Annotated in this window: 7 protein-coding genes; 6 read left to right on the forward strand and 1 reads right to left on the reverse strand. The window is 70.8% G+C overall.

What is annotated here, in order from left to right; genetic code table 11:
* Window positions 1-384: 384 nt before the first annotated feature.
* The 6 genes from H1343_RS00375 to trxA all read left to right on the forward strand — a co-directional run bounded on the left by H1343_RS00375 (window position 385) and on the right by trxA (window position 12,388).
* Entirely contained in the window at window positions 385-2,805 is a 2,421-nt protein-coding gene (locus tag H1343_RS00375; RefSeq protein WP_185984035.1) for a PAS domain-containing sensor histidine kinase, read from the forward strand.
* The gene (tsaE, locus tag H1343_RS00380; protein WP_185984036.1) at window positions 2,802-4,343 is read left to right on the forward strand and encodes a tRNA (adenosine(37)-N6)-threonylcarbamoyltransferase complex ATPase subunit type 1 TsaE; all 1,542 of its coding nucleotides are present in this window, start codon (window positions 2,802-2,804) and stop codon (window positions 4,341-4,343) included. Before H1343_RS00375 ends, tsaE begins: the two co-directional genes overlap by 4 nt.
* A gap of 34 nt (window positions 4,344-4,377) precedes the next feature.
* Complete coding sequence (locus H1343_RS00385) at window positions 4,378-5,127, forward strand: nucleotidyltransferase family protein (RefSeq protein WP_210270053.1); 750 nt, start codon at window positions 4,378-4,380, stop codon at window positions 5,125-5,127.
* A 119-nt stretch (window positions 5,128-5,246) separates the two neighbouring features.
* Window positions 5,247-8,357, forward strand: a complete 3,111-nt coding sequence (addB, locus tag H1343_RS00390) for a double-strand break repair protein AddB (RefSeq protein ID WP_185984037.1) — start codon at window positions 5,247-5,249, stop codon at window positions 8,355-8,357.
* A complete protein-coding gene (addA, locus tag H1343_RS00395; RefSeq protein ID WP_185984038.1) occupies window positions 8,354-11,944 on the forward strand; it encodes a double-strand break repair helicase AddA in 3,591 nt (1,196 codons plus the stop codon). The genes addB and addA overlap by 4 nt, the downstream gene beginning before the upstream one ends.
* Window positions 11,945-12,064: 120 nt before the next feature.
* Entirely contained in the window at window positions 12,065-12,388 is a 324-nt protein-coding gene (trxA, locus tag H1343_RS00400; protein WP_185984039.1) for a thioredoxin, read from the forward strand.
* Window positions 12,389-12,441: 53 nt separating this feature from the next.
* Here trxA and H1343_RS00405 read toward each other — a convergent pair whose 3' ends face one another.
* Window positions 12,442-13,731, reverse strand: a complete 1,290-nt coding sequence (locus H1343_RS00405) for a bifunctional folylpolyglutamate synthase/dihydrofolate synthase (protein WP_185985391.1) — start codon at window positions 13,729-13,731, stop codon at window positions 12,442-12,444.
* Window positions 13,732-13,734 lie beyond the last annotated feature (3 nt).

Here is a 13,734-nt window from a genome sequence, read left to right on the forward strand (position 1 = left end):
CGGCGGCCTCTCCCGCGATCGCAAGAGCCTCGGCCGACAATCCGTCGGCCGAGGCTTTTCTTTTTCGCAACACTGTTGCCTTCGGCGCTTTGCCTTATCCGGCCAGACGTTTAGTCTGCGCGCGTCGCGGCCGGAAACGAGGCCGGTCGTGACGTAGGGGCAGTTTTGCAAACATCAGAGCGCCGTGCATCCGTTCGGACGCACAAAGGTCGCTCTAACACTTTGGAGTCTACGCATCTGGCCTTTCGGAAACCCAACTCGGTTTTCGGGCCGATGCTGTAATCGCGGCGGCGGAGAGACGGGGGAATGGGCAAAGACCGGCACCGGGGGGCGTCCGGACGGATTTCGGCGTCGTGCGCTGATCATGGCGCGGCGGCGGGGGCGATGGTCCTCGCCTGCCTCGTGGCAACGCCCGCGCGCGCCCAGCTCATGGACCGCGCGATGGCGCCCGAGACCATCTGGACCCTCGCGCTTCTTGCTCTTCTCCTCGGGGCGGCGATGATCGCGGCCGTCTGGCTCATCCGCGCCCGCACCGCAGCCGACGCGCAGAACGAGCAGTTGCGCGCCGAACTGGCCGACGCGCGAAACGAAGCCGAAACGCGCTCGGCGATCCTGTCGGCAGAGGGCCACCGCGTCGTCGTCTATCGCGGACAGGCCGAGCCGGAGGTCGCGGGCACCTTGCCGCCCGAACTCGGCGCCCCGTCGGACCAGGGGCGGTTCCTGCGCTTTTCGGCCTGGATGCCGGCCGTGGACGCGGCCCGCGTCACGGCCGACATCGAACGCCTGCGCCGCTCCGCCGAGCCGTTCCGCCGCGAGATCGAGATCGAGCCTGGGCGCCCGATGGAGGTCTCCGGGCGCACCGCAGGCGCGCTCGCGCTGGTGCGTTTCTCGCCGCTCGGCGGGCTGCGCGAGGAGATCGCGCATCTGCGCATCGAGAACGAACGCGCCGTCGCGACCATCGAGACGCTCCAGACCCTTTTCGACGCAGCACCCATGCCCCTCTGGCTGCGCGGTACGGATGGCGGGCTCGTCTGGGCGAACGCCGCCTACGCGCGGGCGGTCGAGGCGAGCGACGTCGAGGACGCGATCGAGCGACGGCTGGAGCTCTTTGCCGAGCAGGACCGCGCCGGTATCGACGCCATGCTGCGCGCGCAGGGGATTTTCGAGGGCCAGCTCAATGCCGTGGTCGAGGCCGACAGGCGCAATTTCGCCGTCGTCGATGCGCGCGGCACCTTCGGCTCGGCAGGCCTTGCGGTGGACGTCTCGGCCGTCGAGGCCGTGCGCCTCGAACTGCGCGAGACGATCCGCTCGCATTCGGAGACGCTGGATCATCTGACAACCGCCGTCGCGCGCTTCGACGAGAAGACCCTTCTCGTCTATCACAACGCTGCCTTCGCGCGCCTCTTCGGCCTGCCGGACGTCTATCTGGAGACGGGACCGGACCACATCGCCATCATGGACCGGCTTCGTTCGGGCGGCGTCCTGCCGGACGACCGGCCCCTGCGCGACGTGAAGGCCGAGATCCTCGCCGCCTATCGCGCACCGCAGGCGACGGACGCGATCTGGCATCTGGCAGACGGACGCACCCTGCGGGTCCTCGCAAACCCCGTGCCGCAGGGCGGCGCGACCTGGGTCTTCGAGGATCTGACCGAGAAGTTCGAGCTGGAGAGCCGCCTCAATGCGCTGGTTCGCCTCCAGGGCGAGACGCTGGACAGCCTCAACGAGGCCGTCGCCGTTTTCGGGCAGGACGGACGCCTGCGCCTCTCGAACCCGATCTTCTGCGAGATGTGGGGGCTTTCGGCCGAGTTCGTCGCCGCCAAGCCGCACATCCGCGCCTTCGCCGACACGGTGTCGGTGCAGACGCGCCCGAACGCGGCGGGCACGAGCTGGGCGAGCTTCGCCAGCGCCGTCACCGCCTTCGACGAGGGCCCGCGCGACGTGGAAGGCGGCGAGATCGAGCTGTCGGACGGGCGGGTGCAGACCTTCGCCGTGGTGCCGCTGCCGAACGGCCAGACGATGCTGACCTTCACCGATATCTCCGACGCCAAGGCCGCCGAGCGCATGCTGCGCGAGCGCAACGAGGCGCTGGAAGCGGCGGACCGCGTGAAGTCCGACTTCGTCCAGCACGTGAACTACGAGCTGCGCTCGCCGCTGACGAACATCATCGGCTTCTCCGCACTCCTTCGCGCCGACGAGACCGGCCCGCTCAACGCGCGCCAGGCCGAATATCTCGACTACATCTCCACCTCGACCAACACGCTCCTGACCATCGTCAACGACATTCTCGACCTTGCGACGATTGACGCGGGCATCATGGATCTCGATCTTTCCGAGGTCGACATCGCCAAGGTCGCCGGGCACGCGGCGCAAGCCGTTCAGGAGCGCATGCGCGACAGCGAGGTGCGCCTTCTCGTCGACGTGTCGAACGCGGGCACGAGCTTCATGGCCGACGAGCACCGCGTCACCCAGGTGCTGTTCAACCTTCTCTCGAACGCGGCGAACTTCGCGCCGTCGGGCTCGACCGTCTCCCTGCGCGCCACACGCCTCGGCAACGAGATCGCCTTCACCGTCACCGACGAGGGACCGGGCATCGCGCCGCAGGATGTCGCGAAGGCCTTCCAGCGCTTCGAGAGCAATCCCGCCGGGGGGCGCCAGTCGGGCGCCGGGCTGGGGCTGTCGATCGTCAAGAGCTTCGTCGAACTGCATGAGGGCAGCGTGGAGATCGTCACGCCGCCCAAGGGAGGCACGGTCGTCACCTGCCGCTTCCCCCTCGCACGCCAGGAAATCGATAGGGCTGCCGAATGAGCACCACCCGGCCGGCCGACGTCTTCACCGACGTCTTCGCGCTCGACCTGCCCGACGACGAGGCGAGCCGCGTCTTCGCCGAAGATCTGGCGATCATCCTGCGCGTCGGCGATACGGTGGCGCTCTCCGGCGACCTCGGCGCCGGCAAGACGACGCTTGCGCGTTCGGTCCTGCGCTATCTGGCCGACGACGATGCGCTGGAAGTGCCCTCGCCCACCTACACGCTGGTGCAGACCTACGAAACGCGCCCCAAAGCGACGCATTTCGACCTGTACCGGATCGGCTCGCAGGACGAGCTGGAGGAGCTCGGCTTCGAGGAGGCCGCCGAGACCGGGATCGTCCTCGTCGAGTGGCCCGAGCGCGTGGCGCTGGTGGCCGCCGAGGCGAACATCCATCTGCATCTCGATCTTGCACCCGGAGGCGGGCGCCGTCTCGTCGTGCGCGCCACCGCCGAGAGCATGCGGCGCCTGTCGCGCTCGCTTTCGGCCCGTCGCTTCCTCGAGGCCGCGGGCGCGGGCGCGGCCACCGCGCGTCGCAGGCCGTTTCCGGGCGATGCTTCGGCGCGCCGCTACGAGCACATCCAACGCGACGGGGAGCCGAGCCTCGTGCTGATGGACGCCCCGCGCATGCCAGCCGGGCCGCCCGTTCGCGGCAGTCTCAGCTATGCCGAGATCGCGCACACGGCGCTCGACATCCTGCCCTTCGTGGCCATCGCCGAGACGCTGCACGCCGCCGGCTTCTCCGTCCCGCAGGTCCATGCGAGCGACATCACGCACGGCTTCGTGCTTCTGGAGGATCTTGGCGCCGAAGGCATCGTGGACGCCGAGGGCCGCCCGATCGCCGAGCGCTACGAGGCGGTGGCCGAGTGTCTCGCGGACCTGCACGCCGCCGACATCGCGGCGGAGCTGACCACCACAGCCGGCGAGCATCACAAGGTGCCCTTCTTCGACTTCGAGGCGATGGCGATCGAGGTCGATCTCCTGCCCTCCTGGTTCCTGCCGCGCGCCCGCGGGCGTCGCACGCACCCGCAGGAGGCCGGCGCCTTCGCCGCCGAATGGCGCAAGCTCTTCGAGGCGATCGCGGGGGGTGAGACGCGGCTTCTGCTGCGTGACATCCACTCGCCCAACATCCTGTGGCAGGAGAACCGCAAGGGCTGCCGGCGCATCGGCATCCTCGACTTCCAGGACGCGATGATCGGCCCGACGGCCTACGACCTCGCCTCGCTCGCGCAGGACGCGCGGGTCGACATCCCGGCCGCACTCGAGGCGGATATCGTCGCCGCCTATCACCGCTCGCGCGCGGACGACCCCGATTTCGACGCCGAGGCGTTCTCGCGCGACTATGCGGTCATGGCGGCCCAGCGCGCGAGCAAGATCCTCGGCATCTTCGTGCGGCTGCACGAGCGCGACGGCAAGCCGCAATATCTGCGACACATCCCGCGGATACAGGGCTATCTGAAGCGCACGCTGGAGCATCCCGCGCTCGCCGGCCTGAAGGCCCTCTACGAGGGCTGGGGCGTCTTCGACCCCCTGCCCTGACGCGGCAAGTGAAGAAAGAACGGACACTCCTGACATGACGGGCCCCAAGATCACGGGCGGGGGCTTTTCGCCCCATACGGCGATGGTGCTGGCCGCAGGCCTCGGCAAGCGCATGCGGCCGATCACCTCGACCATCCCCAAGCCGCTGGTCGAAGTCGGCGGACGCGCGCTGATCGACTACGGGCTCGATGCGCTGGAGCGTGCCGGCGTCACCCGCACCGTCGTCAATGTCCACTACATGGCAGACCTGATGCGCGCGCATCTGCGCCGCCGCAAGGGTCGTCTGGAGATCGTCGTCTCCGACGAGAGCGACGCTCTCCTGGAATCGGGCGGGGGTGTGGTGAAGGCGCTGCCCGAGCTTGGAACGGACCCCTTCTTCCTGCTGAACTCCGATACGTTCTGGATCGAAGGTTATCGCGACAACCTTCCGCTGATGGCCGAAATCTGGAATCCGGAACGGATGGACGCGCTGCTATTGATCGCGGACATGAAACGCGCGACCGGCTACGAGGGGCGCGGCGACTTCTCGATGGACGTCACCGGGCGCTTGGCGCGCGTCGCCGAGCGGGACATGAGCCCTTTCATCTATGCAGGCGCGGCGATCCTCTCGCCCAAGCTCTTCGAGGGACTGGCGGAGGAGCGCTTCTCTCTGAACCGCGTCTTTGACCGCGCCATCGAGGCCGATCGCCTCTACGGGGTGCGGCTCGACGGGCTGTGGCTCACTGTCGGCACGCCCGCCGCCATCGCCGAGGCGGAGAGCGTCGTGCAGGCGAGCGCCGCCTGAAGTACCGTCCGACGACCGCGGTCTTCGGACGGCCCGAGGCGGGTTCAGAGTTTCCGGGTGACCTCGAAGCTTCGGCGGACGGTGGCGCGCCGCCCGCCCGACCTGTAGATTCGCGGGGTATGGCGCCGCGAATCCTCACCATCCCGCCTGGCCTTCCGTTTCTGCCGACGCTCGCGCGCGGCATCCTGTCGGGCCGCGTCGTGCCGGGCTTTGCGCTCGGTGACGATCCTTTGGCGCTCGCAGACGTGACGGTCTTCGTGCCGACGCGCCGCGCCGCGCTCTCGCTCACCGCGGCCTTCGCGCATGCCATCGGCGGCGAGGCCGCGATCCTGCCGCGCATCCGCCCCCTGAGCGAGCGCGACGAGGCCGATGCCTTCACCGGCGCGCCGGACGGGGCGGCGGCGCTCACCCGCACCGTCGATCCACTGCGGCGGCGGCTGGAGCTCGCACGGCTCGTGCGGTTCTGGAAGTCTCGGGTCGAGGCGGGCGCGGCCTCGGCGCTGGCCGGTCGCGAGATCGTGCTGCCGGCCTCGGCGGCCGACGCGCTCTGGCTCGCGGGCGACCTCGGCACGCTGCTCGACGAGGCGGGCGACGAGGAGATCGACCTGTCGGCCCTCGCGAAGCTCGACGTCGAGGACAGGCTCGCCGAATGGTGGCAGTTGACCCTCGCCTTCCTGGCCATCCTCACGCAGGAATGGCCGCGCCATCTGGAGGAAACCGGGTTCACGGAAGCGGCAGCCGCCCGCAATCTGTGGGCGCGCGAGGCCGCCGGGCGCTACCGCCGGGAGGGCTCGCGGGGGCCGGTGGTCATCGCCGGATCGACAGCCGCCGCGCCAGCGACGCTGGAACTGATGCGAGCCGTCGCCGATCTCGAGAACGGCGCGCTCGTCCTGCCGGGCCTCGACACCGACCTCGATGCGCCAAGCTTCGCGGCGATCGACCGCGCGGCTTCGGCCGCCGCCGCCGGCCATCCGCAATACGGCCTGCGCCGCGTTCTCGCCGGCCTCGGAGCGACCCGCGAGGATGTGGAGGCCTTCGCCCCGGAGATACCGGCGCTCGCTGCGCGCCAACGCTTCCTGTCGAACGCCCTGCGCCCGGCCGAAACCACAGACCTCTGGGCAAGCGGCGCGGAGCATCCCGCGCAGGCTCTCGACGGCTTGGCATTGGTGGAGGCGGCCGACGAGGGGGAAGAGGCGCGGGCGATCGCGGTCGCCATGCGCGATGCCCTGTCGGACCCGCAGGCGCGGGTCGCGTTGACGACACCCGATCGCAAGCTCGCCCGGCGCGTCGTCGTCGAGCTTTCGCGCTTCGGCATCGCAGCCAACGATTCCGCCGGCCGCCCGCTCCACGCGACGGCGCCTGGCACGCTGGCGCGTCTGGCGCTTGAGGCCGCGCTCTCACCCGGCGATCCCGTCACGCTCGTCTCGCTTCTGAAGCATCCGCTGACGCGGCTCGGCCTCGGCGCGGCCGAGGCGCGGCGCGCGGCCCGCACGGTGGAGATGATCGGCCTGCGCGGCGGCAGCGGGCGTGCGGGCGCCGAGACACTCGCCGTGCTCTATGCGGAGCGTCGGGCAGCGCTCGCCAAGGGCGGACGGGTCGCGCGGCCGGTGCATCTTCTCGGCGAGAAAGATCGCGATCTCGGCGAACGGGCCGCCGCCGCGCTGGCCGAGGCGCTGTCGCCTCTCACCGCTCTACGCCGCGCCCCCGCGCAGGAGATCGCTCCGCTGGCGCTCGCGCTGACGCAGGCGCTCGAGGCCCTGGCGCGCGACGAGACCGGCTCCTTCGCGCCGCTGTATGCCGAAGAAGCCGGAGCCGCCCTCTCCGCGCTCCTTTCGGAGCTGATCGCCGCGCCCGAAGTCGGATTTGCGGTCGAGCCGGCCGAGTGGCCGGACGTCTTCGCCGCGCTCGGCGCCGGGGCCGCGGCAAGGCCGCGCGCGGGCCTTTCGCAACGCGCCTTCGTCTGGGGCGCGCTGGAAGCGCGGCTTCAGAATGTCGACGTGATGATCGTCGGCGGGCTGAACGAGGGCACATGGCCGCAAGGGGCACGGTCGGATGCGTTCCTATCGCGGCTGATGCGCGCCGAGATCCTGCTCGATCCGCCCGAGCGCCGCATCGGCCTTGCCGCTCACGACATCTGGATGGCGCTCGGCAGCCCGCGCGTGGTGATGACGCGGGCCAAGCGCGCGGAAGGCGCGCCGTCGATCCCCTCGCGCTGGCTCCAGCGCATCCTGGCGCTGGCCGGCGAGGACGGTGCGCAGCGCCTGCGGGACGCCGGAGTGCCCTTCCTCGAGGCCGCGCGCTCACTCGATGACGCAGCCGCCGAGCCGCGCGCCAGCCGGCCCGAGCCGCGCCCGCCGCTGGAGCGCCGGCCGCGCCAGTTCTCGGTCACCGAGGTCGAGCGCCTGGTGCGCGACCCCTATGCGGTCCACGCGAAACGCATCCTCCATCTGGAGCCGATGGACCCGCTCATCCGCGCGCCGGGCGTCACCGAGCGCGGCACGCTCTTCCACGACATCCTCGCCGCCTTTACCCGCGAGGTGCCGGACCCGCAGGTGCCGGACGCACATGAGCGCCTGATCGCGATCGCGCGCGAGGCCTTCGCCCGCGAGGCGCTGCCGCCCGAGATCGCCGCCGTCTGGTGGCCGCGCATGGAAGGGCTCGCGACACGCTTCCTCGAATGGGAGCACGCCCGCTCACCGCGCGTCCGGCGCCGCCACGCCGAGAGCAGGGGCCGCCTCGACGTCTCCGATATCGCCGTGACGCTGACCGGCTACGCCGACCGCATCGACGAGATGGGCGATGGGCGGCTGGAGATCTTCGACTACAAGACCGGCACGCAGCCGAGCGCCAAACAGGCTCGCACGCTGCTGGCCCCGCAGCTTCCGCTGGAAGCGGCGATGGCGAGGGAGGGCGGCTTCAAGGGCATTGCAGCCGCGCCGGTCGGGGAACTCTCCTATGTGCGCCTGCGCGAGAACGAGGTGCGCGAGGACCGCCTTTCGCAGAGCGCGACACCGACGCGCGAGGCCGTCAGCGCCGAAGGGCTCGCCGACGAGGCGCTGGCCCGCTTCCGGGCGCTGGCCGCCGCCAGTCTCGATCCGGGGCGCGGGTACCGTTCGCGCGCCCGCCCGGCCCTTTCGGGCGATTTCTCCGGCCCCTACGACCATCTCGCCCGCGCCCGCGAATGGTCGATCGGCGACGACGAGGACGGCGCTTCGGGAGAGGACGCATGAGCGGGCTCCTCATCTCGGCCGGCACCAAGGCCGCGCAGGCGCTCGCCTCCGATCCCTCGCGCTCGGTCTTCGTCGCGGCCAATGCCGGCTCCGGCAAGACGTTCGTGCTCGCGCGCCGGGTCGTGCGGCTGCTCATCGCGGGCACCGCGCCGAGCCGCATCCTGTGCCTCACCTACACCAAGGCCGCCGCCGCCGAGATGCAGGGCCGCATCTTCGCGCTTCTGGCCGAATGGACGCGTCTGTCGGACGAGGCCCTGGCCGGGCGCCTCGCCGAACTCGGCGGCGAGGATACGAGCACCGCCGACCTCGCCCGCGCGCGCCGCCTCTTCGCCACCGCGCTGGAGACGCCGGGCGGCCTGAAGATCCAGACGATCCACGCCTTCTGCGAATCGCTCCTGCACCTCTTCCCGCTGGAAGCGCAGGTTCCGGCCCATTTCACCGTGATGGACGACGCCGAGAGCGCGCTCCTCCTCGCCGAGGCCCGCCGCCGCTTCATCGTGGCGGCCGATGCCGGCGCCGAGGGCGACGAGGCGCTGGCCGAGAGCTTCGCCGAGGCGCTGACGCTCGGCGGCGAGAAGGGCCTCGACGACCTCCTCGCCGAGATCGTCCAGCGGCGGGACGCGATCGGCGCGCATATGGCGTCCGTGGGCGGCGTCGAGGGCGCCGTCTCGGCCCTCGCCCGCGCGCTGGGCCTCGACCCGCGCGCCGACGAGGACGGCGTCGTCGCCGCCGCGATCGACCCGCCGGGCTTCGACGACGATTTCCGCGAGAGGCTGGCCGAGGCGCTTCAGCGCTCCAGCGCCGTGACCGACGGCAAGCTCGCCGCCAAGCTCGCCGCCGTCGAGGCGGCAACGGGCATGCCGGAGCGATTCGACGCGCTGCGCGCGATCTGCCTGAAATCAGATGGCGGGCGCTACAAGTCGACGAGCGTCGCGACCAAGAGCGTCGCCTCGCAGTTCGACGACTTCGCCGAGCGACTGGAGGAACTGGCCGACTTCGTCGAGGAGACGTCCGAACGCCTCGCCACCGTGCGCCTGTTCCGCGCAAGCCGCGCCGCGCTCGTCATCGCCGAGCGGCTGGAGCGCGACTACACCCTCCTCAAGCGCGCGCGCGCCCGGCTCGACTTCGAGGATCTCATCGTGCGCGCGGCCGACCTTCTGACGCGCGCCGAGGCTTCGGCCTGGGTGCACTACAAGCTCGACCAGGGCATCGACCACGTCCTCGTCGACGAGGCGCAGGACACCAGCGCGCGCCAGTGGCAGGTGGTGCGCTCGCTGGTCGAGGAGTTCTTCGAGGGCGAGCCTGAGCGCGTCCGAACCGTCTTCGCCGTCGGCGACGAGAAGCAGTCCATCTATTCCTTCCAGGGCGCTTCGCCCGCGATGTTCGCGGATGAGCGCCGCCGCATGGAGGCGCGCGCGACGGCCGTCGGCGCGCCCTTCTCGCGCGTCGCCCTGCAGCAGTCCTTCCGCTCCTCGGCCGACATCCTGCGCGCCGTCGACGGCGCGTTCGAGACCGAGGACGACCGGCGCGGCCTCTCGGCCGAGGGCGAAAAGCCCGTCCACGAAACGGCGCGCGGTCAGGCGCCGGGCCTCGTCGAGATCTGGCCGCCCTACGAGAAGGAGGCGGTGCCTCAGAGCGACGACTGGCTGACGCCGATCGACGAGGAGCCCCGCTCCTCGCCGCTGGTGCGCCTCGCGACCCGCATCGCCGGGACGATCGAGGACTGGATCGGCACCGCAATCGAACATCGCGGTGAGACGCGTGCGCTCCATGCCGGCGACGTCATCGTTCTGGTGCGCAAGCGCTCAGCCTTCGTCGGCGCCATGAGCGCCGCGCTGCGCGAGCGCGGCATCGCGGTGGCGGGCGCCGACCGCCTCGTCCTGACCGACCACATCGCCGTGCAGGATCTCGTCGCGCTCGGCCGCGTCCTCGCCAATGCCGAGGACGAACTGTCGCTCGCCGCCGTCCTGAAGAGCCCGCTCTTCGGTTTCTCCGACGACGAGCTGATGGCGCTTGCCTTGACGCGCCAGCCGCGCGGAGCCGAGGCGCTGCGCCTTGCCCTGTCGCGCTTTGCCGAACCCGGAGCCGCCGCACGCCTGCCCGCCTCTATGGCCGATCGGGAGAGCCTCGCCGAGCGCCTCGGCGCCGCGCATTCGCGCATCGAGGCGCTGCGGGCGCGCGCCGGCTTTGCGGGCGTCTTCGACCTCTACGCCCGCATCCTCGGCCCGGAGGGCGGACGGGCGCGCCTCACCGCACGGCTCGGCCGTGACGCGGGCGAGGTGATCGACGCCTTCCTCGATCTCGCCCTCGCCTTCGAGGCGGAGGGTGGCGCCGATCTCGATGCCTTCCTCGCGAATCTCGACGCCGCCCCGCCGACAATCAAGCGCGAGACGGGCCGCGCCGGCGGAGAAGTGCGGATCATGACCGCGCACGCGGCCAAGGGCCTCGAAGCGCCCGCCGTCTTTCTCGTCGATCCGGGCTCGGCGCCCTTCGTCCATTCGCACGGCGCCCGGCTCGTCGCCTTCGCCGACATGCCCGGCCTGCCACCGCTGTCACCGCCCGGTTTTCTCTGGTGCCCGACCAAGGCTCTTGCCAATGCCGATGTCGAACGCCTGCGCGAGGCCGAGCAGGCGCGCGCCGAGGAGGAGTATCGCCGGCTTCTCTATGTCGGCATGACGCGCGCCGCCGATCGGCTGGTCGTATGCGGCCATGCGGGCGTGCGCGGGGCGCATGAGAAAAGCTGGCTTTCGCGTGTCCAGGCGAGCCTCGAAGGCCGCTGCGAGCGCATAACGGCACCGGACGGTTCGCTGACGGCCCTGCGCTGGGGGAGCGCCGATTTTGCCCGCGCGCCGTCCGAAGCGCCGAAGGAAGGCGAGCGACCAGTCCGCGCCATCGACCTTTCGAAGCTCGCGCCCGAACCGCTGCCACCGCGCCCGCTCGTGCCGTCCGATCCGACGGGGGCGTTGCGCGTCGCCAAGGAGGAAGAGCAGGCCGCCGGCTCGCCTGTCGCCGCATCGCCTGGCGCGACCGCTGTCCCGTCCGCCGCCATCGCGCGCGGCATCGCCATCCACAAGCTCCTGCAGGTGCTGCCGGACATGGCACCCGACGAGCGCGAGGCAGCCGCCCGGCGCTACCTCGCGCTTTCGGAGATCACCGAGGCGCCCGCGCGCGAGGCGATGCTCGCTTCGGCGCTGGCCGTTCTGGACGATGCACGCTTTGCGCCGCTCTTTGCGCCCGGCAGCCGAGCCGAGGTCGGCGTGCGCGGCACGGTGACGGTCGCCGGACGGCCCTATCCGGTTTCGGGCACGATCGACCGGCTCGCGGTATCGGCGGAGAGTGTGCTCCTCGTCGACTACAAGACCAACCGGCCGCCCGCGAGGAGCGCGGCGGATCTGCCGGCCGCATATGTCCTGCAGCTCGCGCTCTATCGTGCGCTTCTCGCCCCCCTCTATCCGGGCCGCGAGATTCGCGCGGCGCTCCTCTACACGGAGGCTCCCGCGCTGATCGAGCCGGGCGAGGCCGCCCTGGATGCCTCGCTCGAAGGGCTCGCCTTGCGGCGGGCTGGAGACGACGCGCGCGCGTCTTGAAGTCGGTCGCCCGCGCTTCTACCTTCGAGCCAACGGGGCCGGAACAGTCCGGCCCGTGCGCCCCGGCGCGATCGCGAAGAACGCGGCGCTTCCAAGGGGCTTCAACGGAGCCTTCGTCCCATGAGCACCAAGAAGATCGACAAGAGCAATTTCGAATCCGACGTCCTGAACGCGTCGAACCCGGTGGTCGTCGACTTCTGGGCCGAGTGGTGCGGCCCCTGCAAGATGATCGCGCCGAGCCTGGAGGAAATCTCGCAGGAGATGCCGAACGTCGACGTGGTGAAGATCAACATCGACGAAAACCCGGACCTCGCCGCCCAGTTCGGCGTGCGCTCGATCCCGACGCTCATGCTGTTCAAGGACGGCCAGCAGGCCTCCGTGCAGGTCGGCGCGGCGCCGAAGTCCAAGCTCGTCTCGTGGATCAACGAGAACACCGGCGCCTGATCCCGGCAGCCTGAACCCGTGAAAGGCCCGGACGGTGACGTCCGGGCCTTTTCTTATTCAGGGGCGAGATCGCTCTCGGCCAGCACTTCGCCGACGAGGTAGAGCGATCCGCAGATCAGGAAGCGCGGCGCCGGCTCGCTCCGCCAGCCGGTCGACACGAGGCGGATGGCCTCCGCTACCGAATCGCAGGGCTCGGCGTCGAGCCCCGCCTCGATCGCGGCGTCGGCCAGATCGTCCGGCGACATGCCGGCATTCGAGGATGCGATCGGCACAGTGAAGACACGCCGTGCCATGCCCGCGAAGGCCTCGAAGAAGCCGACCGGCTCCTTGGTCGAGAGCATGCCGGAAATCAGGAAGAGCGGCCGCTGGACGCGGTCCTCCATGTCGGCAATCGCCTCGGCGACGACGACGCCCGCGCCGGGATTGTGGCCGCCGTCGATCCAGATCTCGGAGCCGGGCGCGGCGAGCGCGTGCAGCGCGCCGCTCGTCAGCCCCTGCAGACGGCCCGGCCAGCGCGCCGTCTGGAGCCCCGTCTCGACTGCGTCAGGCGAGGGATCGAAGCCGGCCGCGCGCAAGGTCGCGATGGCGAGCGCCGCATTGGCGATCTGGTGTCTTCCGGGCAGCTTGGGCAACGGGAGATCGAGGAGGCCGCGATCGTCCTGATACACGAAGCGCCCGTGCTCCTCGAAGGCGAAGAAGTCCTCGCCGAAGACCGTCGCCGGCGCGCCGACGCGTTGGGCGTTCGTGCGCAGCACATCCAGCGCGACAGCTTCGCTCTGCGCGCCGATGACGGCCGGCGCGCCCCGCTTGAAGATGCCGGCCTTCTCGGCCGCGATCAGTTCCACCCGGTCGCCCAGATAGGATTGATGGTCGAGCGAGATAGCGCTCACGGCGGTGGCGACCGGTGCCTCCACGACGTTCGTCGCATCGAAGCGCCCGCCGAGTCCGACCTCGAGCAGCACCGCTTCGGCCGGGTTCTCCGAAAACAGGAGGAAGGCAACCGCCGTGAGAATCTCGAAGACCGTGATCGGCTCCTCGCCGGCCGCGCGCGCCGCGCGCTCCACGGCTTCGACCAGCATCGCGTCCTCGACGAGCCGCCCGCCGCCCGTATGGGCCAGCCGGTAGCGCTCGTGCCAGCGCACGAGATGCGGGGAGGTGTGGACGTGGACGCCCGTTCCCGCAGCTTCGAGGATCGCGCGAGAGAAGGCGACGACCGAGCCCTTGCCGTTCGTGCCCGCAACATGGACCAGCGGCGGCAGGCGCTTCTGCGGCTCGCCGAGCGCCGTCAGAACGCGCCGGATCCGGTCGAGCGCGAGGTCGAAGCCCTTCGGATGGCGTGCCATCAG

Source organism: Aureimonas mangrovi, from assembly GCF_014058705.1.
Classification (GTDB): Bacteria; Pseudomonadota; Alphaproteobacteria; order Rhizobiales; family Rhizobiaceae; genus Aureimonas; species Aureimonas mangrovi.